19 protein-coding genes, 1 tRNA gene and 1 other RNA gene are annotated in these 22,097 nt (G+C 66.8%); 8 read left to right on the forward strand and 13 right to left on the reverse strand.

Translation table 11 applies throughout. The features are described 5' to 3' along the window. Positions 1-14 precede the first annotated feature (14 nt). On the reverse strand, positions 15-3,059 hold the full coding sequence (locus G7Y29_RS07590; protein WP_165002695.1) for a bifunctional [glutamine synthetase] adenylyltransferase/[glutamine synthetase]-adenylyl-L-tyrosine phosphorylase: 3,045 nt from the start codon (positions 3,057-3,059) through the stop codon (positions 15-17). A gap of 1 nt (position 3,060) precedes the next feature. Next, a complete protein-coding gene (gene glnA, locus G7Y29_RS07595) occupies positions 3,061-4,395 on the reverse strand; it encodes a type I glutamate--ammonia ligase (RefSeq protein WP_165002697.1) in 1,335 nt (444 codons plus the stop codon). 93 nt (positions 4,396-4,488) lie between these two features. Here glnA and G7Y29_RS07600 point away from each other — a divergent pair, with 93 nt between their 5' ends. Continuing rightward, the gene (locus G7Y29_RS07600) at positions 4,489-6,099 is read left to right on the forward strand and encodes a CYTH and CHAD domain-containing protein (protein ID WP_165002699.1); all 1,611 of its coding nucleotides are present in this window, start codon (positions 4,489-4,491) and stop codon (positions 6,097-6,099) included. On the opposite strand, the gene G7Y29_RS07605 is transcribed toward G7Y29_RS07600, so the two are convergent. Beyond that, positions 6,100-6,306 (reverse strand): SPOR domain-containing protein, encoded by a 207-nt coding sequence (locus tag G7Y29_RS07605; RefSeq protein ID WP_165002701.1) that lies wholly within the window; start codon positions 6,304-6,306, stop codon positions 6,100-6,102. A 100-nt stretch (positions 6,307-6,406) separates the two neighbouring features. Here G7Y29_RS07605 and G7Y29_RS07610 point away from each other — a divergent pair, with 100 nt between their 5' ends. Then, positions 6,407-7,639: a galactokinase family protein gene (locus G7Y29_RS07610; RefSeq protein ID WP_165002703.1), complete on the forward strand. Its 1,233-nt coding sequence runs from the start codon at positions 6,407-6,409 to the stop codon at positions 7,637-7,639. On the opposite strand, the gene G7Y29_RS07615 is transcribed toward G7Y29_RS07610, so the two are convergent. From G7Y29_RS07615 to G7Y29_RS07640, 6 genes are all read right to left on the reverse strand, one after another. Then, positions 7,636-9,033 carry an RNB domain-containing ribonuclease gene (locus G7Y29_RS07615; protein WP_165002705.1) on the reverse strand — a complete coding sequence of 466 codons (1,398 nt, stop codon included), beginning with the start codon at positions 9,031-9,033 and terminating at the stop codon, positions 7,636-7,638. The genes G7Y29_RS07610 and G7Y29_RS07615 overlap by 4 nt on opposite strands. Before the next feature lie 137 nt (positions 9,034-9,170). Further along, positions 9,171-10,121 (reverse strand): endonuclease domain-containing protein, encoded by a 951-nt coding sequence (locus G7Y29_RS07620; protein WP_165002707.1) that lies wholly within the window; start codon positions 10,119-10,121, stop codon positions 9,171-9,173. Positions 10,122-10,316: 195 nt separating this feature from the next. Continuing rightward, positions 10,317-10,717, reverse strand: an RNA gene (gene rnpB / locus G7Y29_RS07625) — RNase P RNA component class A. A 20-nt stretch (positions 10,718-10,737) separates the two neighbouring features. Beyond that, positions 10,738-11,850 carry a bifunctional RNase H/acid phosphatase gene (locus G7Y29_RS07630; RefSeq protein ID WP_165002709.1) on the reverse strand — a complete coding sequence of 371 codons (1,113 nt, stop codon included), beginning with the start codon at positions 11,848-11,850 and terminating at the stop codon, positions 10,738-10,740. A 3-nt stretch (positions 11,851-11,853) separates the two neighbouring features. Continuing rightward, complete coding sequence (locus tag G7Y29_RS07635; protein WP_165002711.1) at positions 11,854-12,537, reverse strand: zinc ribbon domain-containing protein; 684 nt, start codon at positions 12,535-12,537, stop codon at positions 11,854-11,856. Positions 12,538-12,550: 13 nt separating this feature from the next. Further along, the gene (locus tag G7Y29_RS07640) at positions 12,551-13,687 is read right to left on the reverse strand and encodes a Nif3-like dinuclear metal center hexameric protein (RefSeq protein ID WP_165002713.1); all 1,137 of its coding nucleotides are present in this window, start codon (positions 13,685-13,687) and stop codon (positions 12,551-12,553) included. On the opposite strand from G7Y29_RS07640, the gene G7Y29_RS07645 reads away from it, so the two are divergent. Genes G7Y29_RS07645 through G7Y29_RS07660 form a run of 4 tightly spaced genes read left to right on the forward strand, consistent with a single transcriptional unit; the run spans position 13,686 to position 16,293 of the window. Next, positions 13,686-14,354: an HAD-IA family hydrolase gene (locus G7Y29_RS07645; protein WP_249399722.1), complete on the forward strand. Its 669-nt coding sequence runs from the start codon at positions 13,686-13,688 to the stop codon at positions 14,352-14,354. The two genes, G7Y29_RS07640 and G7Y29_RS07645, sit on opposite strands and share 2 nt — an antisense overlap. After that, the gene (locus G7Y29_RS07650; protein ID WP_165002715.1) at positions 14,344-14,823 is read left to right on the forward strand and encodes a low molecular weight protein-tyrosine-phosphatase; all 480 of its coding nucleotides are present in this window, start codon (positions 14,344-14,346) and stop codon (positions 14,821-14,823) included. The genes G7Y29_RS07645 and G7Y29_RS07650 overlap by 11 nt, the downstream gene beginning before the upstream one ends. Before the next feature lie 6 nt (positions 14,824-14,829). After that, the gene (locus tag G7Y29_RS07655; RefSeq protein ID WP_165002717.1) at positions 14,830-15,711 is read left to right on the forward strand and encodes an SURF1 family cytochrome oxidase biogenesis protein; all 882 of its coding nucleotides are present in this window, start codon (positions 14,830-14,832) and stop codon (positions 15,709-15,711) included. Between the two features lie 15 nt (positions 15,712-15,726). Further along, the gene (locus G7Y29_RS07660; RefSeq protein WP_165002719.1) at positions 15,727-16,293 is read left to right on the forward strand and encodes a hypothetical protein; all 567 of its coding nucleotides are present in this window, start codon (positions 15,727-15,729) and stop codon (positions 16,291-16,293) included. A gap of 89 nt (positions 16,294-16,382) precedes the next feature. On the opposite strand, the gene G7Y29_RS07665 is transcribed toward G7Y29_RS07660, so the two are convergent. Together G7Y29_RS07665 and G7Y29_RS07670 are read right to left on the reverse strand one after the other, a co-directional pair. Next, positions 16,383-16,455, reverse strand: a tRNA-Val gene (locus tag G7Y29_RS07665). Positions 16,456-16,497: 42 nt separating this feature from the next. Continuing rightward, a complete protein-coding gene (locus G7Y29_RS07670) occupies positions 16,498-16,908 on the reverse strand; it encodes a DUF3052 domain-containing protein (RefSeq protein WP_165002721.1) in 411 nt (136 codons plus the stop codon). A 145-nt stretch (positions 16,909-17,053) separates the two neighbouring features. On the opposite strand from G7Y29_RS07670, the gene aceE reads away from it, so the two are divergent. Then, complete coding sequence (gene aceE, locus G7Y29_RS07675; RefSeq protein ID WP_430393274.1) at positions 17,054-19,834, forward strand: pyruvate dehydrogenase (acetyl-transferring), homodimeric type; 2,781 nt, start codon at positions 17,054-17,056, stop codon at positions 19,832-19,834. Between the two features lie 12 nt (positions 19,835-19,846). On the opposite strand, the gene G7Y29_RS07680 is transcribed toward aceE, so the two are convergent. Then, entirely contained in the window at positions 19,847-20,632 is a 786-nt protein-coding gene (locus G7Y29_RS07680) for a hypothetical protein (RefSeq protein WP_165002723.1), read from the reverse strand. A 237-nt stretch (positions 20,633-20,869) separates the two neighbouring features. After that, positions 20,870-21,739, reverse strand: coding sequence for an alpha/beta fold hydrolase (locus tag G7Y29_RS07685; RefSeq protein ID WP_165002725.1), 870 nt, complete (start codon positions 21,737-21,739; stop codon positions 20,870-20,872). 23 nt (positions 21,740-21,762) lie between these two features. Here G7Y29_RS07685 and G7Y29_RS07690 point away from each other — a divergent pair, with 23 nt between their 5' ends. Beyond that, a complete protein-coding gene (locus G7Y29_RS07690) occupies positions 21,763-22,056 on the forward strand; it encodes an acyl carrier protein (protein WP_165002727.1) in 294 nt (97 codons plus the stop codon). Positions 22,057-22,097 lie beyond the last annotated feature (41 nt).

Consider the following 22,097-nt stretch of genomic DNA (forward strand, 5'->3'; position numbering starts at 1 on the left):
ATCGGGGAAATCCCCTAATCGAACTCCAGCGACGGCACCTCTCCCCAGAACACTTCCTCCACCACCTGGTGGGCCCGGCGCGTCGTGCGCAGGTAGTCCTCCAGGAACTGCTGCTGTGCGTCGGGGTCGTAACCGGCCGATCCGGCGACCTGCGCCAGGTGGGGCCCCGGCGCAGGCAGCTGGTCGGTGCGCTTGCCAGAGACGAGCACGAGTGCGTTTCGCGCGCTCGTCGCCGCCAGCCACGCCGCGCGCAGAGTGCGCGCCTGGGAGCCGCGGATCACCTCCGGGTCGTCGAGCTCGTCGAGGTAGTCGAGTACCTCGAGGGTGGAGGTGTTGTGCATCTCCGGATGGTTGTGTGCGTGCATCATGGTCAGCAACTGCACGGTCCACTCGACGTCCGCGAGTGCGCCGCGGCCGAGCTTGGTGTGGGTGGCACGGTCGGCACCGCGGGGCAGGCGCTCGTCGTCCACGCGCGCCTTGATGCGCCGGATCTCGCGGATGTCTGCCTTTGTCGCGCCTTTGGCCGGATAGCGGAACGGGTCAATGGCCTGCAAAAACGCCACGCCGACCTGTTTGTCGCCGGCGACGTTGGTGGCGCGCAGCAGCGCCTGCTTCTCCCACACCTCACCCCACTGTCGGTAGTAGCGCTCGTAGGAGGCGATGGTGCGCACAACCGGCCCGGAGCGGCCTTCGGGGCGCAACCCCAGGTCCACCTCCAGGGGCGGGTCACCCGAGGGCTTGGACAGGCGGGTGCGCATCTGGTCGACGATTCGCGCCGCCCACGACACCGCCTCGGATTCGGCAACAGCGTCGGTGCCGCCGGCGGGCTCGGCGACGATCATCACGTCGGCATCCGAACCGTAACCCAGCTCCGCCCCGCCAAGGCGGCCCATACCGATCACGGCGATGCGCGCTTTCGGGGCGTCCTCCCCGCTAGCCAGCAGGTCGGCGCGGATCTCCGCGCGCAGCGCGGCCTCCAACACGGCCTCCCACACCCATGTGAGTTCGACGCAGACGCGGCGCACATCCATCAATCCGAGCAGGTCGGCGGATGCAATTCTCGCCAGGTCGGCGCGGCGCAGAGAGCGTGCCACCGCGACGGCCTTATCCGGGTCTTCGTAGCGCTTCGTTGCCGCGAGGATGGCTTTATACGCCTGGTCGGGAGCGACGTCGGGTAGCTTGGGCCCGTTCGACCCGTCGCCGAGCAGCGGCACCACGTCCGGGGCGGAGATGATGAGATCGGACGCGTAGGGAGACGTGCCCAGGATGTGCATGAGGCGTTGGCCGACCACTCCTTCGTCGCGAAGCATGCGCAAAAACCAGCTCTTGTCCTCGGCGGACTCGGAAAGCTTGCGGTAGTTGAGCAGGCCGGCACCGGGATCGGCGGTGTCACCGAGCCAGTTCATCAGGGTCGGCAGCAGGATGGCCTGCAACTTCGACTTGCGGGAGCTGCCCTTGACCAACGCACTCAGGTGCTCGTAGGCGCGCGCCGGGTGGCGGTAACCCAGTGCCTTGAGCTGCGCCTTGACCGTGTCGGCGGAAAGCGTGGCCTCGCCGACGGACAGGTCCACTACCGCGCCCAGCAGCGGGCGGTAGAACAGGCGCTCGTGCAGGTCGGAGACGGACTTGCGGAACGTGCGCAGCGTCTCCTCCATCCGCTCGACCGCGCTCTTGCGCTTGCCCGGGGTAAAACCGGCGGCGCGCGCGAGCCAGCGACGCGCGGTGTCGTCGTCGTTGGCGGGCAGCGTGTGGGTGCGTTTGAAGCGCTGCAGCTGGAGGCGGTGCTCCAGCAGGCGCAGAAACCCGTAAGCGTCGATGAGCTGGCGGGCGTCCTCGCGGCCCACGTACCCGCCGTCCATGAGCGCCTCGAGCGCTAGGACGGTGTTGCGCTGGCGCAGAGATTCGTCGAAACGCCCGTGCACCAGCTGCAGCAACTGGACCGCGAACTCGACGTCGCGCAGCCCCCCGTGGCCCAGCTTCAACTCGCGGTGGCGCATGTCCTTCGGCACGTTCTCCAGCACGCGGCGTCGCATGGCCTGGATGTCGTCGACGAAGGAGTCGCGCTGGCTCGCCTCCCACACCAGCGGGGCGAGCTTATCGACGTAAGCGTGGCCCAGGTCCATGTCGCCCGTCATCGGCCGCGCCTTGAGCAGCGCCTGGAACTCCCACGTCTGCGCCCAGCGCTTGTAATACGCCAGGTGCGAGTCGAGCGTGCGAACCAGTGCCCCGGACTTTCCCTCGGGGCGCAGGTTGGCGTCGACCTCGAAGAAGCAAGCTGAACCGAGTCTGATGAACTCGCTGGCCAGCTTTGTGGCGTTCGAATTGGCGGGCTCGGCAACGAAGATGACGTCAACGTCGGAGATGTAGTTCAGCTCACCGGCGCCGCACTTGCCCATCGCCAGGACCGCCAGCTGCGCATCCGCTTCCGCATCGTCGTAGACCACGCGCATCGCCACCGCCAGCGCGGCGGTCAGCGCCGCGTCGGCGCAGACGGTGAGCATGTGGGTGGTGGCGCGATAACCCAGCATCGGCTGTGTCTGCGGTCCGTCGTGGCCAGCCTTTGCCCCCCGCGGCACGGCATAGGTACCGGCGAGGTCCGCGGCGGCGAACCGCATGATCAGGCTCCGGTACGCCAGGCGCAGGGCGGCCCGGGCCTCCGTGCCGTCCGCGAACTTCTCCGCCGCGCGGTAGGTGCCGGCGGCGGTGCGCTCAGCGTTGGCTGTCGAGCCCTGTTCCGGCCGGGCGTCGACGGCTTCCAGCATGGTGCGCATGACGTCGTTCGGCTCGGGCAGATCCTCGGCCAGAAGGGTCCAATTCTCGGGGTGGGCCACGAGGTGGTCCCCGAGCGCCGTCGAACCGCCGAGCAGAGCGAACAGGCGCGTGCGCAGGGTCGCGTCCTTACGGATCTGGGCGCGCAGCTCGCCGTAACCCTCCCCCAGCGCATCCTTCAGGCGCAGCAGAGTGTTCTGCGCGAGGCCGGGGTCCGCCGCCCCGGCCAGGGTCGCGCGGACCTCAGCGTATTTGCCCCCGTCGAAACCGAGGGTTTCCAGATTCGACATGTCACAGGTCCAGGTGGTTGTCGATCTCCCAGGTGGTGATCTGGGAAGTGTAGTTGTGCCATTCGTCCCACTTGGAGCGCAGGAAGAACTCGAAGACTTGCTCGCCGAGCACCTCCGCCATGAACTCCGACTTCTCCAGGTGCCGCAGCGCCTGGTCCAGAGAGGTAGGCAAGTCCCGGTAACCCATCGCGCGGCGCTCCCGGCGCGTCAGCGAGAAGACGTCGTCACGCGTGGGCTCGTCGAGCTCGTATCCTCCCGTGATGCCCTTCAGGCCCGCCGCGAGCACGGCGGCGAACGCGAGGTAGGGGTTGCAGGCGGAGTCGAGGGAACGCACCTCGATGCGCCGCGAGTCCGCCTTGTGCAGACGGTACGTGGGCACGCGCACCATCGCGGAGCGGTTGGACACTCCCCACGTCGCCGCCGTCGGCGCTTCGGAGCCGAACTGCAGGCGCTTGTACGAGTTGACCCACTGGTTGGTCACCGCGGAGATCTCGTTGGCGTGCTCGATGATGCCGGCGATGAACTGACGGCCCGTCTTGGACAGGGAGATCTCGTCGTCCGGGTCGTGGAAGGCGTTCGTCTCCCCCTCGAACAGCGAGAAATGGGTGTGCATCGCGGAACCGTCCTTGTCCGCGAACGGCTTGGGCATGAACGTGGCGTGCACTCCGTTTGCCTCGGCGATAGTCTTCACGATGTATTTGAACGTGACGATATTGTCCGCCATGGTCAGCGCGTTCGTGTGACGCAGGTCGATCTCCTGCTGACCGGGCGAGGCCTCGTGGTGGGAGAACTCGGTCACGATGCCCATGTACTCCAGCGCGGAGATGGACTGGCGACGGAACTTCGGGGCCTCGTTGCGCTTCGCCTGGTCGAAGTAGCCGCCGTAGTCGGCCGGGCGCGGCATTGTCCCCGGCTCACCGGATTTGACCACGTAGAACTCGATCTCGGGGCTGGCCATGAACTCGAAACCGGCGTCGCGCGCGATCTGGATCTGGCGGCGCAACACCTGGCGCGGGTCGGCGAACAGCGGGTCACCGTCGGGCATGGTGATGTCGCAGAACATGCGGGCCGTCTGCAGGCCCTCGTCCTCGTCGAAGGGGAGCGCCTGATACGTCGACGGGTCAGGGCGCAGGAGCGTGTCGGACTCGGAAATGCGCGAGAAGCCTTCGATGGAGGATCCGTCGAAGCCTACGCCCTCGTCGAACGCGGCCTCGAGCTCGGCGGGCGACATCATCACCGTTTTCAGGGAGCCGAAGATGTCGGTGAACCACAACCGGATAAACGAAATGTCCTGTTCGTCGACCTTTTGCAACACGTTTTCCTGTTGACTGTTCATGGTGACCCACTCTAGCGCCCCGGTGGATGCATTCCCGGTAAACTCGGGCGCACGTACGTGCTCGACGAGTGCTCGAAGAAAGGCTGGTTCCCCATGTCGGAGAAGACCAACAAAGACGTAGAGACGTTCCTCGAAGTCGAGGTGAAGCTGGCGGTCGACGAGACCACCGGCATCCCCGACCTGACGCAACTGCCGGGCGTGGAGGAGATCCTGTCCACCGAGGAGCACAACCTCACGGCGATCTACTACGACACCGAGGATCTACGCCTGACCCGCGCGAAGATCACGATGCGCCGCCGCACCGGGGGCGACGATGACGGCTGGCACCTCAAGCTCCCGTCGGGTGCAAACCGCACCGAGATGCGTGCGGAACTGGACAGCCCCTCCGAGATCCCGGCCGAGCTGACGAACAACGTGCGCGCGATCGTGCGTACCGCGGAGCTCGCTCCCATCGCGCAGGTGGACAACCGCCGCGTGGTCACCTCCCTCGGCTCCGCCACCGGGGAGAAGGTCGCCGAGTTCTGCGACGACCACGTCACCGCGTGGTCGCTGCTGCCGGGTGGCGAACGCGCCACGTGGCGCGAGTGGGAAGTCGAGCTCAGCGACTTCACCGCCGGCACCGAGGCGGGTGCGGAGCTGATCCATCAGGCGACGAACTTCCTCATCTCCTCCGGCGCCCGCAAATCTTCCTCCCCGTCGAAGCTGTTCACCGCGCTGGGCGACTCGATCCACTCCGCGCCGCTGCCGCCGCACCTGCAGGAGACAGACCTGGACCCGGAGTCCCCGGAGGGCGCGGTTGTCGAAGCACTGCGCGGCCACCGCGACGCAATCGTGAACTGGGACCCGCGGGTACGCGCCAATGAGTGGGACTCCGTGCACCAGATGCGCGTGTCCACCCGCGAGATGCGCTCGCTGTTGGAAACGTTCGAGGGCATCCTCGAGGGCGACCAGCTGGGCCACCTCGAGTCCGAGCTGAAGGACATTGCTGCCACCCTGGGCGTGGCCCGCGACGCGGAGGTCGTGGAGGAGCGCTTCGTCGAGCTGCTCGAGTCCGACGAGACCGGTCTTGTCGACGCCGCCGCGGCCGAGCACATCCGCGGCGACATGCGCGCCGACTACGAGGCCGCCCACGCCGAGATCGTTGACATGCTCAACTCCGAGCGCTTCCTCACGCTTCTCGACGACATCGACGCCCTGCTGGCCGAGCCGCCGGTAAGCCCGGAGATCACCGCACCCGCCGAAGCGAAGAAGGGCGCGAAAGGCTCGAAGGGCTCGAAGGGCATCCTCTACGAACACCTCGCCGAGGGGTTCAAGAAGGTGGCCAAGCGCCACGCGAAGGTGCAGGAGCACTACCACGACACCGAGCTGCCGCTGCACGACCGCGAGGACTACGTCCACGACGTGCGCAAGGCCGCGAAGAAGTTGCGCTACGCCGCCGTCGCCGCCGAAGGCGCGGGTGTGAAGTCGGGTCGCCTGGCCAAGGCCTGCAAGACGCTCCAGTCCCTGCTGGGCGATTTCCAGGACGCCGTGACCTCGCGCGACCGCATCCAGCGCCTCGCCAACGAGGCCCGGGAACGAGGCGAGGACACCTTCGCCTACGGCATGCTGTACCAGCGCGAGCTCGCGCGCGGCGAGCAGGCGCTGGAGGGTTACGAGTCCGCGATCCGGGACGTGAAGAAGGCGTTTTCGAAGATCAAGGCGTAACTACTTTTCCCAGGAGGCCGGCTTGCCCCAGTTCGCGTCGGCCTCCTCGACGGCGTCGGCCTGCTTGTTGCGCTCTTTGGCGTTCTGGATAGCCGCTTCTGCCTCTTCACGAGTGGCGTAGGGGCCCATGCGCTCGTCCCAGGTGGCCTCCTTGCCCTGGGTGACCTCGCCGGTGGACGGGTTGTAGTAGAACTGCTCGTCAGCCATTTCTGCTCCTTATCTCTCTGTTGGGTAGAGCCCAGACTACCCGCCGCGGGCGTTGGTAGTCTGGGCCAAAACTACCTCTGAAAGTTAAGGGTGTATGTTCATGGCTGTGTGGTCCCCCGAATCCCCGTCCAGCGCAGAGCGCGCCGCGGCGCTGCATGAAAAGGTTACGGGCCGCGCCCCGGCAACGGTCGCCTCCGCGCCGGCGACGTGGGTGCTGATCGGGGAGAACGTCGACCACTTCGGCGGAGTCACCGTGGTCGGCTTGTCCCACCAGCGAGTCTCGGCGGCCGTGTCCCCGCGCCCCGACGACGTTTTGCGCGTGACGGTGCGCGCGGCCGGAGGCTTCTCGCTCTCCGAGGAGACCGCGCTCGCCTCGCTTGTCGACGCCCCCCTTCCCGCGCCCACCGCCCCCCTCGAGAACCGGGCGCTGCGGCGCGTTGCAGGGTTGGTACAGACCTTGACTTCCCGGCAAGTCTTACCCCGGGACACCGCGGGACTGGATATCACAATCGCCTCCGACATCACGGCCGGTGGCGGCCTCGGCGCCCTCTACGCCGGTGACACCGCGCTGGCCTTGGCGCTGGCGGACCTCGCCGGCGCCGACGAGCTCGACGAAGCACCCACCCGGGCCCGTCTCGCCGAGATCTGCTCCGCGGCCGCCAGCTCACATTCGTCCCTGTCCATCCTCCGCGCGCGCCACACCGCCGCGCTGCGCGGCCAGGGCGACTCCGTCTGCGTGATCGACTACGCGGACGGCTCCGTCACCCACGCCCCCCACCCGGGCAAGCTCGGCGTGCGCATTTTCTCCGTCGCCCGCTCCCTCGGCGCCCCGCACGGTGACCAGGCCGAGCGCATCACCGCCCGGCGCACCTTTATCGATGACGCCTGCACGAACTTCGGCGTGGCCTCCCTGCGCCAGTTGCCGAACGCCGTTGAGCGCGTCGTCGAGTGGGTCGAGGCACGCCGCGAGGTGTCCGGCCCAGACACCGCCCCCGATCCGGAGAAGGCCCGCGAGTGGGTGCGCTACTGCGAAACGGAGACGCTGCGCTCCCTCGCCGCGGCGAAGGCGCTGCGCTCGCGACGCAGCGACGAACTGTTCACCCTGCTCAACTCCCCGTCCGAGGCCCACGACATTGAGACCCCGGACGACCTGGTCGCGCTCGCGCTGGAGCGCGGCGCCGTTTCGGCCCGACCCGCCGCGGCCGGCATGTCCCAGGCTGTCATTGCGTTCGTGCCGTTGCGCGGCGCTGACGCGTTCTTAGAGGCGATGGGGGCGGACTTTGAGGTCGTGGAGGTCAGCCCGGGCGTTGTCGCGGGCGTCGATAAGCTTTAGTCCGCCGGCCAGGCGAAGGCAACCTCGCGTTCCTCGACGCTCGCGCGGATGAGGCTCACGCTCGTTTCGCCGCCCTCCTCCGGGCGGCCGAGGCACGGCGCGAGCACCGGGGGGTTGATGACGAATATGCGCGACTCGTCCTGCTGTTCCTGCGTCTTAAGCACAACGGCCTCGAAGTTGTGCCCGAGCCACGGCCTGAGCACCGTCGCCTCGGTGAGGTTCAGGCACGCGCGGTCGACCGTGTTGGCCAGCTGAGAGGTGCGCCCCATCGTCTTGACAACCTGGTTCGCCCCCTCCTTCACCCACGCGGGAGGCTCGGTGCCGGCGCAGATGGCGAGACAGACCTCGGTGGCGTAGCGGTCGATCAGCCTCCGCAGAGGCGCGGTGACGTGAGAGTAATACCCGCCGATGCCGGCATGGACCTCCGGTTCCTTCTCCTCCAGGTTGATGTACCCGGAGCCGCGCAGGAGCTTCTGCGCCTCGCGCATCACCGCCATTCCGCGCGGGGTGTCCGCATCCACGCGAGCGAGGAACTCGCCGACCGGCTCGTCGCCGATCGCGTAGCCCAGGTTGCGCACCTCGGTGCGGAACTCCTCCTCCGCGCCCTCGTTCGCGGGGCTCAGGATGCGCAGGAAACCCTTGCCCGCGTCCACCATCATCTGCCCGGCAACCATGCCTGTGAGCAGGGAAATCTCGGAGTTGTAGTCCATCACGGGGTGGCGCGGCTCGATGACGAGCTCGAATCGCCCGCCCTCGGTCTCCACCACGCGCACGCTGGGCAGGCGCAGGTTCACGGCCTCGCGCCGCTGCGAGCTCGCCTGGCGCAGCTTGCCTACCTCGGGCAGCTCGCTTATCGACGCATGCACCTCGCCCCGGTCAACCCCCTCCTGCACCTCGTCGTAGTCGAGGCGCGCCCGGCTGCGCACCAGGGCCCTCTCCACGAACGCACCGCTCACCTCACCTTTCGCGTCGAGGTGGAACGTCCACATCACCGCGGGGCGATCGACGTCGGGCAGCAGCGACGCCGAGCCCTCGCTCAGCTCCGGCGGGTGGAGTCGGGCCGGCTCGTCCGGGAGGTAGATCGTCTGGCCGCGCTTGAGTGACTCGCGCCTGACCTGGTTGTCGTCACCCTCCACGAACGCGGCGACGTCCGCGATGGCGTAGAGAACTGTGTAACCGTCCCCGGCCTTCTCGATGTACACCGCCTGGTCCAGGTCCATGGAACCGGGCGGGTCGATGGTGACGAACGGGATGCTCCGGGCGTCGGTACGCTCGCGCGCGTGCTTGTCGGTGAGCGCGGACGCTTCCTCGTGCAGTTCAGCGCTGAAATCCGTGGGCACGTCGAGCTCCCGCGCGATGTCTCGGAAGTTCAGGGGCGCCGCATACAGTTTCATAGCCCGCCATTGTTGCAAAGTTCCGCCCGGCGCGCAGGGTGCGGGTGCGCTGTCTTCTTCTCCACTCCGCCTCAACTTTTCCGGGTAAACTGTCTGCCCTTCCGCCTCAACTTTCTGCAATTTCGGGGTGGAATGGTTTAGGCGGAACCGGAATCGGGCCCCGGCGCGTTCTCCGGCGCGTCCCCCGGCCGAGCCCTGCGCGCCTGGCGAGCGCGCTCGATATCCCGCAACACCTCGTCCATGTGCTTGATCAAATCCTCCGGATACACGCGGATGAACACGTAACCCAGGTTCGTCAGCGCACGCTCGCGATCGCGTTCCCGCAACAGCACCTCCGCTGTGCGCTCGGCGTACTTGGAGCGGCCGTCGATCTCCAGGATCAGGAAGTCGTCGAAAAGAAAGTCGGGCCGGAAACCGCCGATCGTCCTCTGAAACTCCCACCCGGTGACCGCGCGCTGGATCAGTTCGGCGCGCATGAGGCTCTCGTACGGCGACTCGGACAGGCATGTCGCGTGCGCCACGCACACCAAAACGGTCTTTTTGCCCACGAACCGCCCCATGCGATGGACCTCCTGCAGGATGTGGTCTCGCTGGTAGCCCCGCGCAAGCAGCCAATCTGCGGCGATAATCCCCTCCCTGAAGCCGTGGTAGCGGGCGATGTCGATGAATGTCCTCACGTCGGTTGTCGTGCGCACCCCGTGCAACATAACAAGCTCGTCATCGCGGAACGTCGCTTCACGGTAGCGAACGCCGGGCATGCGCTTGCTTGCCGACGGCGTGCCCCCGCTCGGCAGCGCCACCTCCACCACCCCGCCGTACCGGTGGAGGATCCACATGCCACGCAGTGCGGCCGCGGCCCGTGACACGACCGCGCCTTTGTACATGCCGAGCCCGATGGCTACCGCGCGTAGGGCGTACGCGCGCCACGGTGCCAGCTCGTCGTAAACCTGCTTCGGCAGAACCCGTGTCGGCGCCAGGTAGACGTATTTTCCATCAGCGAGGTCTCGGCGGACCTCTAGGTCGTTTTTGCTCAGGGCGCGGGTGTTGCGGATCAGTTCCAGCAGCTCGTAGAAGTTTTTCTCCCCCATGCGCTACACCCTTGCACGTATTTCTGGCGGTGTCTCGGCCCGCGCGTGTGCCTGTGGACAACTTTTCCCCTAAACTTCTCCACCCCGAACTTGCTGCGAGTTTAGGCGGAGGGCGCCACAGTTTACCCGGAAAAGTTTAGGGCGAGCATCCACAGGCGCGCACGAGCGCACAGGCGCTCACGCGCAAACACAGGGCGAATGAGCCGGCCTATGAGCCGGATTCTGTCCCCGGCTACTGCCGGGCGGCGATCATCCATCTGGACCTCCCATCGCTGGGGGCCTCGAGCAGCTACCTTCGGACTGGGCGGGCCGCCTCGTCGCGTCCGACAACCTCCGCTCGCTAAAGCGGGGGCTCTTGCCTTGCTCCCGGTGGGGTTTACCTGGCCACGCGCGTCACCGCGCATGCCGGTGCGCTCTTACCGCACCCTTTCACCCTTACCCGACGAGCGGGCGGTCTACTTTCTGTTGCACTTTCCCGCGGATCACTCCGGGTTGCCGTTAGCAACCACCGTGCCCTGTGGAGTCCGGACTTTCCTCGACCCCCGCCTTGCCGCTGACGCGGCGGTTCGGGACGCCGCGATCACCCGGCCGACTCATTCGCGAAAAGAACTATACTCTACCGGTGGTGCGCGACGTCGTTTACGCAGCGTACAACGCCAAAGTCGCCGTAAAACTCGACCACCGACACGCTCGCCAGGTCGAGGAAGATGTGCTTGAACGCCTCCGCACCCACCCCGAGCGCCTGCCTAATCACGGACTTCACCGGCGTCATGTGCGTGACCACCAGCACGGTCCCGCCCTCGTACTTCTCCTGCAGCGCCAGCCGCGCGCGGGTAACGCGGCGGTGCAGCGCGGCCAGCGACTCCCCGTTCGGCGGGGCCGCGCTTGTCGACGCCTGCCACGCGTCAAACTCTTCCCCAAACCGCTCCACGCACTCAGCGCGCGACAAGCCCTCAAAGTCGCCGTAGTCCATTTCGCGGAACCCCTCGGCGGTCTCGACCTCGGAGACGGTGATACCGAGGGCGGCGGCGCACGCCTCGGCGGTCTGGCGGGCCCGGGTTTGTGGGGAGGTGACGATGGCATCGATGGAACCCATCGCGGCGACGGCCTGGGCGGCGCGCTCTGCCTGTTCCACGCCGACGTCGGTAAGCGCGGGATCTGAGGAACCGGAGTAGAGCTTGGCGGCGGAGTGCTCCGTCTGGCCGTGGCGCAGCAGGACAAAACGGGTGCGGGGGGCGTCCGTGCCCGACCAGTGCGCGGGGCCGGCGACGACGTGCTGTTTCCCCGGACTCGGAGCAGCCCCGACGACCCCGGGCTTGGCACCTTTCGCGGCGGCGTCCATCGCCACGTTGGACAGCTCATCGGCCTTCTTGTTCTTGGCGCGCGGAACCCAGTTGTACGACACGGAGCTGAAGCCGGCGGCCAGGCCGCGGGCGACTAGCGCGAGCTCCTTCATGTCGGGGTGCTTGATCTTCCAGCGCCCGGACATCTGCTCGACGACGAGCTCGGAGTCCATGTAGACCTCCACGGAGGTTGCGCCGAGGTCGCGGGCGGCTTCGAGGCCGCGCAGCAGGCCGTGGTACTCGGCGACGTTGTTGGAGGACTTCTGGCCCACCACGTAAGCAACCTCGGCGAGGGTCTCGCCGTCGGGCCCGTAAACAACGGAACCGGAGCCGGCCACGCCAGGGTTACCCCGCGAACCGCCGTCGGTGTAGACCTTTACCTGCATCGCCTACTCCCCCGGGGCCACGCGAACGAGCAGCGCGCCGCAGTTCGGGCAGGTGGGCAGCTCGTCGGCGTCAGCGGAAAGGACGTGGGAGCGCTCGGCCTGCGGCAGGGTGATGAAGCAGGAGTTGCAGGTGCGGCCGTTGAATGCGGCGGCACCGATGTCGTCGTAAAGCGAGAGGACGTCGGCGGGCAGCTTCGCGCGCAGCGCGTCCGTGTCAACCAGGACGGGTCCGGGCGCGGCGTCGGCGGCGCGGCGGGCAAGCTCGACCTTGCGGTCAATCTCGTCGAGACGCGCACCGTGGATATCGCGGTTGTTGCGCAGCGCCTTGACCTCGCCGTGAGCCTCCTTGAGCTCGTAGTAGAGGTCGGCCAGGCGCGACTTCGCGGCGTAGCGGTCGTGCTCCAGGTCCTTCCGGCGCTCCGGGTCGGTCTCGGCGGTGAGCTGGCGCTTGTCGTCCAGGTCACGCTTTTTCAGCTTGCGCTCGTCCTCCTGGATACGCAGGATATCCAGCTCGAGGTCGTCGACGGCCATCTGCGCCGCCGCGGCGGCGGATGCGAGGCGCTCACGCTGGGCCAGCAGATCAGCGAGTTCCTTCTCCTCCGGGCTCTGGCGCGTCGGGTGCGCCTGCGCTCGGTCGGCGTTTGCAAGCTCGAGCAGGACCTGCTGCAGGTCGGGCGAGAGGTTCACGGCGGTGCTCCTTTTAAGTTCGCGGGTGGGCGGAGACGGTCCAGGGGTCCGTGCGGATGCCGATGATCTCGGTCTCCACGTCCAAAGCCCCAACGATACCTTCCGCCTGCCTGGTCCACGGAAACTCCGAGGCCCAGTGCGCTGTGTCGATCACGGCTGGCCCGCCCGCGCGCAGGTGCTCGTCGACGGGGTGGTGGCGCAGGTCCGAGGTGACGTAGACGTCGACGCCGAGCTTGGCGACGTCCGCCAGGAACCCGTCGCCGGAGCCCGAGGACACCGCCACCTTCTGCACCATCTGCTCGGGGTCACCGGCGGCGCGGACTCCCCACGCGGTCTCCGGAAGGGCGTCGGCAACCTGTTGCGTGAACTCGCGCAGAGTCATGGGCGCGGGTAACGTGCCGACGCGCCCGAGCCCGGTCGCTTCCTCCGGCGCGGTGTCGTCCTCGAGCACGACGATGTCGAAGGCGGGTTCTTCGTAGGGGTGGGCGGAGCGCAGGGCGTCGATAAGCTTTGTGCGCAGGCGGGAGGGGGCGACGAACTCGACCCGGATCTCGGGCGCGACGGTGTGCTCGCCGACAGTGCCGTCGGCGGGATCCGCGCCTTCCCGGGGAGTGAAGCCGCCGCTGCCCTCCCAGCGGAAGGAGCAGCGCTCGTAGTCGCCGATCGCCCCTGCACCGGCGCGGAAGAGAGAGTCCATGACGCGGTCCGTGTCGGCGGGCGGGATGTAGACGCCCCACTTGTCGGTCGCCCTGCGGCGCGTGGGTCGGATTGGGCGGCCCGGCGAGATGCCCACGAGCTCGGCGAGCAGGTCCGACACCCCGGGGCGCGCCGAATCCGCGTTCGTGTGCGCCGCGAACAGTGCCACCCCGCCGCGCAGCAGGGTGTGGATGACCTTGCCCTTCGGGGTGTCGGCTGCCACCGAAGAAACCCCGCGCAGCAGCAGCGGGTGGTGCACCACAAGCATCTGCGCCCCCAGCTCCACCGCGCGCTCGGCGACGTCCTGGGTGCAGTCCAGCGCGAAGGCGACCTTGCGCACCTCGTCGGCAGGGTCGCCGCAGATCAGGCCCACCTGGTCCCAGTCCTCGGCAAGCTCGGGCGGGTAGGCGGACTCGAGAGCCGCCACGACATCAGCCACGGTTGTTTCAGTCATGCGTCCAGACTACAAAGCTGCCATGCTGGTGGGCATGCGCACCACTTTGTTGCTCGACGTCGACGGCACCCTCATCGACTCCTACCCCGGTATCCGCGAGGGGTTCCTCCGCGGGCTCGACGCGGCGGGTTGGGAGCACCCGGGTGAGGACTTCATCCGGCGCATCCCGGGGCCACCGATGACGGAGACGATGGCGTCGCTGGGCATGGACGCCGAAGAGAACCGGCGCGCGATGAACGCCTACAGCGAGTACATGGCCGGCGACGGGTGGCAGAACTTCACCGTGTTCGACGGGATGGCCCAGCTGGTCGCCGAGTGGAAGGCGGAGGGCTACGAGGTGGTCACGGCGACGTCGAAAGGCGAGGGTTTGGCGCGGATGGCGCTCGAGCGCGCCGGGATCCTCGACAACATCGATTTCCTCGGTGCCGCGCAGGAGGACGGGCCCCGTAAAAGGAAGGTCGACGTGATCCGGCACGTGCTGGACAACGTGCAGCCCGAGAGACCGCTGATGATCGGCGACCGGCACCACGATTTCGAGGGCGCAGCTTTTTTCGGAATCCCTTCAGTCGCCGTCACGTGGGGCTACGCTGACCCGAGAGAGTACGACCTAGCTACCTGTACCGCGACCACGGCCGACGAGCTGAAGGGAATAGTTCATGACTTCTGACACGCTGCACATCGACTTCGTCTGCACCGGCAACATCTGCCGCTCCCCGATGGCGGAGGTGATCGTCCGCGACAAGCTGGAGGATGCGGGACTGGGCAACCAGGTGCGCGTCAGCTCGTCGGGCATCGGCGGCTGGCACGTGGGCAACCCCGCCGACGAGCGTGCACTGCAGGAGCTCACAGACTACGGCTACGACGGCTCCCGCCACCGCGCCCAACAGTTCGGAGCGAGCCAGCAAGACGCGGACCTCATCGTCGCGCTCGACCCACGCCACGTCTCCGAGCTCGTCGCGCGCGGCGTGCCGGAGGCCAAGATCCGCCTGATCCGCTCCTTCGACCCGGACTCCCCGGAGGGCGCGGGCATCGACGACCCCTACTACGGCGGCGCGGAGGGTTTCACCACCACCCGCGAGCAGATCGAGGCGAGCGCGGACGGCATTATCTCCTGGGTGCGCGCGCAGCTAAACTAAAGTTCTATGCGGAAGACCTTCCTCTCTCCCGGGTGGGTGATCGCGGCGATCTTGATCGCCCTGTTCTCCTACTTCGCGTTCACGTTCCTCGCACCGTGGCAGCTGGGGAAGAACGAGCGCTTGGTGGAGCGCAACGAGCACATTGTGGAGGCTTTCGAGCACGACCCGGTGCCCTACTCCTCCGTCGCCCCGGGTGGCGCCGTCCCTCCGGAGGACGAGTGGACCCGGGTGACCATGACCGGCCACTACCTGCCCGAGGACGAGGTGCTTCTGCGCCTGCGCCCCGTGGACAAGACCCCGGCGTTCCAAGTCCTCACCCCGTTCGCCGTCGACGGCGGCCCGACGTTCCTGGTCAACCGCGGCTGGGTCCCCGCCGCCGACGGCGGCACCACCGTCCCCGACTTCGCCCCCGCGCCGACCAACCAGGTCACCATCACCGGCATGCTGCGTCTCGACGAAGGCCCCCACCCCTCCGCGCCCGTCACCGACCAGGGCCACGCAATGATCTACAGCATCAGCACCGACCAGGCCTCCGAGATCACCGGGGCGGACCTGGCGCCGTCATATTTGCAGCTGGCCGCCGGTGAACCCGGCGTGCTCGAGGCGATCCCGCTGCCGATGCTGGAAACCGGCAACCACCTCTCCTACGGCCTGCAGTGGATCGCGTTCGGCATCATGGCCCCGGCCGGGTTGATCTACTTCCTGTGGGCTGAGGTGCGCGAGCGGCGGCGCTTCCGTCAGGAGCAGGAAGAGCTGCTTGCCGACGCCCCCACGTCCGCGCCCCCCGAGCCCGCCACGGCCTCCCCATCGGCTCCCGCGCGCGGGCGCTACGGCCGCACCAAGCGCAACCCCTGGGCTTCGGCTTACGATAGGGAGCAAGAACGCTAGCGTAAGGGGATCGCTGTGAGCACCTATTTGACCGAATCCGACGAGTCGTTGCTGAACGCCAGCCTGACCGCGCTGGAGAGCGCGGGCGTCTGCTTGGTCGGTGACGTGGAGCTCGACGATGTCGAGGACGCGATTGTGGACGATATCGCCGCCTTCCGCGCCCGGCCTCTGACCACGCTCGCCGCACTCCGCGACCCTGAAGAGGCGCCCCTCTTCACCCGGGTCTGGTGCGACGCGTGTGTCGAGCCCCGCTCCACGCTGGAATCCCTCGAGGAGTGCGCCGCGGAGCTGTGCGCAATCGCCGGGACCGAGCTGCGCGAGTTCACCGTGTTCCCCGATCCGGATTCAGACACGACCGGCTCGGTGCGCCTACGCGTCGGCGAGTGGGACGTCGCAGACATGGGCTACGACCTCAGCACCGAGGGTGCCGAGCTGGACTTCCTCTCCGCGACGGTGCCCGCAGGTATCACGGCGGTGACTTTCGAGCACGACGAGCTCGACGCGCACTCCGTGACGCTGTTTCTCTCGTCGGGCGACGCCGCTGTGGAGCTCGTCGACGCGCTTGAGGCCGAGCTTTCGTAGCGATGCGTCACGCGCAGAAGACCTCAGCGCATTTGCACCCGAAATAACGGGGCGAAATCTCGCTGAGGTCTTCACTTTTCCAAAACTTGTGCGCCATGAGGGGCTCGAACCCCCGACCTACTGGGTGTAAACCAGTTGCTCTTCCAGCTGAGCTAACGGCGCGTGCCCACACACATTAGCACGAGCGCGATGACGCGACCAAAACTACTTTTTCGCACTCGTGCCGCTGAGGCAGGCGCCCTGCCACCCGCCGAAACGGTCGGACTTTGTCTGCACAAGGCCAGCGAGCTGCGCGGATTCCGCGATGTCGGCGGGCTGCACACCGCCGGGGGTGCGCGGCGCCGGGGTCATCAGCCATATGCGGCCACCCTCGCTGAGGTTTCGCGCGGCGTCGACAAGCGAATCGACGAGGTCACCGTCGTCGGAACGGAACCAGAGCAGGACGACGTCGCACAGCTCGTCGGTGTCCTCGTCGAGAAGCGGCTGCCCAATGGCGTCCTCGATGTCCTCTGAAATCGTCGTGTCCGCGTCCTCGTCCCAGCCGATCTCCTGGACAATGACGTCGCCGCCGATTCCGAGCCGTTCCGCGTAGTTGACAGCACCCGGGGCGCTCACCGTGCGAGTCCTCCTCTGTAGTCGTACACATACCTATTGATACCTGCAGAGTACCCGGTAGCGTGGCCCCTCGCGGTGTCCGCGCCGAAAAATCGCGGGTACTGTGGGTGTGGATTTGATATCAAAAATAACCAGGAGGTTTGACGTGGCTGACAACCCGAATCCAGTGGACCCGTACGGCGACGAGTCGAACAACTCGAACATCGAGCTCATCCGCGAGGGTGTCGCGTCGTACCTGCACGACCACGACCCGGAGGAGACCCGCGAGTGGATGGACTCCTTCGACGGGTTGCTCGAGTCTTCCTCCCCGGAGCGCGCCCGCTATCTGATGCTTCGCCTCCTGGAGCGCGCGTCGCTTAAGCGCGTGCCACTGCCCGCGCTCTCCTCGACCGACTTCGTCAACACCATCCCCACCGACCTCGAGCCGGAGTTCCCGGGTGATGAGGACGTTGAGAAGCGCTACCGCCGCTGGATGCGCTGGAACGCGGCGATCATGGTGCACCGCGCCCAGCGCCCGGGCGTCAAGGTGGGTGGCCATATCTCCACCTACGCCTCCGCTGCCGCGCTGTACGAGGTCGGGTTCAACCACTTCTTCCACGGCAAGGACGCCGAGAACGGCGGCGACCAGATCTTCGTGCAGGGCCACGCCTCCCCCGGCATCTACGCCCGTGCCTTTTTGGAGGGCCGCCTGAGCGAGGACGACCTCGACGGCTTCCGCCAGGAGCACTCCCGCCCGCAGGGCGGCCTGCCCGCCTACCCGCACCCGCACGGTATGCCGGAGTTCTGGGAGTTTCCGACCGTGTCCATGGGCTTGGGCCCGATGAACGCGATCTACCAGGCGCGATTCAACAAGTACCTGAAGGACCGCGGCATCAAGGACACCGCGGACCAGCACGTCTGGGCGTTCCTGGGCGATGGCGAGATGGACGAGCCCGAGTCCCGCGGCCTGATCCAGATGGCCACGCTGTACGGCCTGGACAACCTGACGTTTGTGATCAACTGCAACCTGCAGCGTCTCGACGGCCCCGTGCGCGGCAACGGGCAGATCATCCAGGAGCTGGAGGCCTTCTTCATCGGCGCCGGCTGGAACGTGATCAAGATCGCGTGGGGCCGCGAGTGGGACGAGCTGCTGGAGAAGGATGAGGACGGCGCCCTGGTCAACCTCATGAACTCAACCCGCGACGGTGACTTCCAGACGTTCAAGGCGAACGACGGCGCGTACGTGCGCGAGCACTTCTTCGGCCGCGACCCGCGCACCGCGAAGCTGGTCGAAGATATGACGGACGAGGAGATCTGGGCCCTGCGCCGCGGCGGCCACGACTACCGCAAGGTCTACGCAGCCTATAAGCGCGCGCTGGAGACCAAGGGTAAGCCGACCGTCATCCTCGCGCACACCGTGAAGGGCTACGGCCTGGGCCACAACTTTGAGGGCCGCAACGCGACGCACCAGATGAAGAACCTGACGCTGGATGACCTGAAGCTGTTCCGCGACACCCAGCAGATCCCGATCTCCGACGAGGATCTGGAAAAGGATCCGTACCTGCCGCCCTACTACCACCCGGGCGAGGACGCTGAGGAGATCAAGTACCTGAAGAAGCGTCGCGAGGAGCTCGGCGGGTACCTGCCGGAGCGCCGCACCACGTTCACCCCGCTTGTACTGCCGGATTTTGAGAAGACGTTCAAGGCCAGCTTCAAGGACTCGGGTAAGCAGCAGGTGGCCACCACGATGGCGTTGGTGCGCACGTTCAAGGCGCTGACCCGCGACGAGGAGATTGGCAAGCGACTCGTCCCGATCATCCCGGACGAGGCCCGCACCTTCGGCCTCGACTCCTGGTTCCCGACGTTGAAGATCTACAACCCGGTGGGACAGAACTACACCCCGGTGGACCACGACCTGCAGCTGTCCTACCGGGAAGCCGTCGATGGCCAGATCCTGCACGAGGGCATCAACGAGGACGGTTCCTCCGCGTCCTTCATCGCCGCCGGTACCTCGTACGCGACGCACGGCGAGCCGATGATCCCGATGTACATCTTCTACTCCATGTTCGGTTTCCAGCGCACCGGGGACAACTTCTGGGCCGCAGGCGACCAGCACACCCGCGGTTTCATCATCGGCGCCACCGCCGGCCGCACCACCCTGTTCGGCGAGGGCCTGCAGCACATGGACGGCCACTCCCACGTCATCGCGTCGACGAACCCGGCCGTGGCCTGCTACGACCCGGCGTTCGCCTACGAGATGCCGTACCTGGTGTCCAAGGGCATCGAGCGGATGTACGGTGAGAACAGCGAGAACGTGATGTACTACATCACCGTTTACAACCAGCCGACGCACCAGCCCGCCCGCCCCGAGAACCTCGACGTCGAAGGCCTGCACAAGGGCATCTACCTCTTCGACCGCGGTGTGGACAAGGCTAACCGCGTCTCCCTGCTGGCCTCGGGCGTGGGCATGCAGCAGGCGCTGCGGGCCCAGGAGATTCTGCAGGAGCGTTACGACGTCGGCGCGGCCGTCTACTCCGTGACCTCCTGGGTCGAGCTGGCGCGCGAGGGTGCCGCGCTGAACAAGAAGAAGCTGAACAGCCCGGGTGACGACTTCGGCGAGGCCTTCGCCACCAGCCAGCTCAAGCAGACGGAGGGCCCGTACGTGGCTACCTCCGACTTCTCCACCGCCCTGCAGGAGCAGATCCGCCCCTACGTTCCCGGCCAGTACATCGTGCTCGGTGCGGACGGCTTCGGTTTCTCCGACACCCGCGAGGCCGCGCGACGCTACTTCAACATCGACGCTGAGTCGATGGTGGTCGCCGCGCTGATGGGTCTGGCGAACGAAGGCAAGATCGACATGTCCGTCGCGGCTCAGGCGGCGCAGGACCTGCACATCGACGACCCGACCGAGCCGAACCCGAACGGTGGCACCGGCGACGAGGAGTAGACGCCTTGCAGCTCACGCGCTCGGTCGCTTCGCGCGGCGGGGCGCGTTTGTTATTTTCTCCAGCGCGTTCTCCACCAGCTGCGCGAGTGTGCCGTCGTTGACCTCCTTCCACCCCACCCGCAGCACGACCATCCCCCGGTTCAGGAGCTGTTTCTCGCGGTAGCGCTCCTCTTCCGTGACTCCGGGGCCGTGGAACTCTCGCCCGTCGCACTCGATGGCGACGACGTCGTTGACCACCAGATCGATCCTGCCCGTGCGCGGGTCGCCATACTGCCCCCTGTATTGGAACGCGACCTGCGCCCGGACAACCACACCCTCGATCTGCCGCACAATGTCACGCACCACTGTTTCAAGAGCGCTTTCGGACGTCCCCACCGACTCGCGCACCAGCTTCCTGAACCCGCGCAACCCTTTCGCGCGCGGCAACTCCTCCGCCAGCTCAAGCAGCCTGTCCACGGTCATCTCCGGCCACTTGTTCCGCGCTGACTCCAGCGTGACCAGGCCCGGAAGCCTGCCGTGGTAGCGGTAGGTGTCAAAAAGCATTACAATTACTTTTGTCACCCGCATCCCCTGCACCATCGCAGTCTGGCGCTCCGGCGTCTTGCCGTGGCGGAAGGTCCAGCTCTGCCCGCCCCGCGTTTTCGCGCGGGTTTTGCCCGGAGGCAGCACATCAACGTTGGTCACCCACGCCAGCGTCGCCAACCCCCACACGCGCGCGGCTGCCGGACCTGTCAGCGTCGCGCGGGGAAAACGGCGCGCCACTGCCGTGATGACATCCCATTCCCCCTGCTTGTCCACGTATCAGAGCATGGCGCTAATCGACGCCCCTGTCACGCACCTTCCCCCATACCTGTGGACTATCGCCCCGCTTGTTGACTCTTCACCAGAACCCTGTGGACAACCAGCACAGAAGACGTCAGCGCGTTTTTGCGCGCGTTTTGTGGCAAATTTCGCGCTGAGGTCTTCCCCGGGAAGACGTCAGCGCATTTTTGAGCGCGTTTTTTGGCGGATTTCGCGCTGAGGTCTTCCGGGGTGCTAAAGATGCTCATGCACGAGTCGCAGAATCGCTGTCGTCACAGCGCCTGGAGCGTCGAGAGGCGGCATGTGCCCGCTCTCCGGAAGCACCTGGACGTGTGCGCGGGGCCAGATCTCGTGCAGGCGCGCCGACTGGGACACAGGCGCCACGGTGTCGCGCTCCCCCACCAAGATGTAACCCGGAATGCCCGCGAGAACTGCGGACGCGGAAAGCTCGGAATGCAGCAGCAGATCGTCGAAGAATCCCGCGTAGGTGGCCAGCGGGGTGCGCCGGATCATCCGGGCGTGGAAGCGGATGAGGTCGTAACTGACGGGGCGGAAGTAAAAACCCATTGCGAGCAGCGGGGCGATCGCGCTGGTGATCACGCGGCGCATGCCCTCTGCGAAGCCCGGGGTGTACCTCAGTACTGCCTCGATGGCACGCCCTACCGGACCAGCGAGAATCTGTGGCAATCCCTGCATGGCGAATGGCTCGACGGCCGAGGAGATCTGCACGCTGCCTGCGACGTCGAGGTCGTGGCGGCGCATGAGCGACAGCGAAACGGGACCGCCGAGGGAGTGTCCGACAATGATGAACGGCCCTCGCGCGCCCAGGTGCGACAGCACCGCAAAAACGTCGTCGGCGGCGAGGTCCACGGTGCACAACCGGGGCGCGACGGAGGTGGTGCGTCCGTGCCCGCGGACGTCGACTAGCAGCTGGCGAACGGGCAGCTCAGCCAGAGCGTCGACCTGCATGAAAAACGACTCGGACGAAATATTGAAGCCGTGCACGTAGAGCACGGTCAAGGGCGCGTCGACGGGGCCGCGGTCGTAGAAACGCACGTCGACACCGTCGTGAGCTACGGTTCCCGTGCGGTCGTATCTCAACATGGCGTCAGTGTATATATAGGTGCATGGAGCTTTCGCAACGGTTAGACGTCAGCGCGCTGCAGCCGAAGGTTGCCAACGAGGTCGAGCGCAACGCCGACCGCAGTGCCGAAGCTCGCCTGGGCGAGCTCATCTCGCGCATCACCGGAGCCGAGGTTGACCCGGGCAAGACGCTCGCCGAGCTGGGCGTGGGTTCCCTCGACCGGATTGAGCTGGCGGTTCGCGCCGAGGAGGAGTTCGGCATGCAGATCGATGAGTCGCTCTACACCGATGCCCTCACCGTCGAAGAATTGGCTAGGGCATTCGCGCGCGAGACGTGAGTGTACTTAAGTACCCAAATCGCCCGCCCGGGTTTCGGTCG

The sequence above is a fragment of the Corynebacterium qintianiae genome, assembly GCF_011038645.2.
Classification (GTDB): domain Bacteria; phylum Actinomycetota; class Actinomycetes; order Mycobacteriales; family Mycobacteriaceae; genus Corynebacterium; species Corynebacterium qintianiae.

Excerpts from the sequence above, each read along its gene's own strand:
- G7Y29_RS07590 (WP_165002695.1), bottom strand. The coding sequence starts at position 3,059 with ATGTCGAATCTGGAAACCCTCGGTTTCGACGGGGGCAAATACGCTGAG.
- glnA (WP_165002697.1), bottom strand. The coding sequence starts at position 4,395 with ATGAACAGTCAACAGGAAAACGTGTTGCAAAAGGTCGACGAACAGGAC.
- G7Y29_RS07600 (WP_165002699.1), top strand. The coding sequence starts at position 4,489 with ATGTCGGAGAAGACCAACAAAGACGTAGAGACGTTCCTCGAAGTCGAG.
- G7Y29_RS07605 (WP_165002701.1), bottom strand. The coding sequence starts at position 6,306 with ATGGCTGACGAGCAGTTCTACTACAACCCGTCCACCGGCGAGGTCACC.
- G7Y29_RS07610 (WP_165002703.1), top strand. The coding sequence starts at position 6,407 with ATGGCTGTGTGGTCCCCCGAATCCCCGTCCAGCGCAGAGCGCGCCGCG.
- G7Y29_RS07615 (WP_165002705.1), bottom strand. The coding sequence starts at position 9,033 with ATGAAACTGTATGCGGCGCCCCTGAACTTCCGAGACATCGCGCGGGAG.
- G7Y29_RS07620 (WP_165002707.1), bottom strand. The coding sequence starts at position 10,121 with ATGGGGGAGAAAAACTTCTACGAGCTGCTGGAACTGATCCGCAACACC.
- G7Y29_RS07630 (WP_165002709.1), bottom strand. The coding sequence starts at position 11,850 with ATGCAGGTAAAGGTCTACACCGACGGCGGTTCGCGGGGTAACCCTGGC.
- G7Y29_RS07645 (WP_249399722.1), top strand. The coding sequence starts at position 13,686 with ATGCGTCCAGACTACAAAGCTGCCATGCTGGTGGGCATGCGCACCACT.
- G7Y29_RS07640 (WP_165002713.1), bottom strand. The coding sequence starts at position 13,687 with ATGACTGAAACAACCGTGGCTGATGTCGTGGCGGCTCTCGAGTCCGCC.
- G7Y29_RS07650 (WP_165002715.1), top strand. The coding sequence starts at position 14,344 with ATGACTTCTGACACGCTGCACATCGACTTCGTCTGCACCGGCAACATC.
- G7Y29_RS07655 (WP_165002717.1), top strand. The coding sequence starts at position 14,830 with ATGCGGAAGACCTTCCTCTCTCCCGGGTGGGTGATCGCGGCGATCTTG.
- G7Y29_RS07685 (WP_165002725.1), bottom strand. The coding sequence starts at position 21,739 with ATGTTGAGATACGACCGCACGGGAACCGTAGCTCACGACGGTGTCGAC.
- G7Y29_RS07690 (WP_165002727.1), top strand. The coding sequence starts at position 21,763 with ATGGAGCTTTCGCAACGGTTAGACGTCAGCGCGCTGCAGCCGAAGGTT.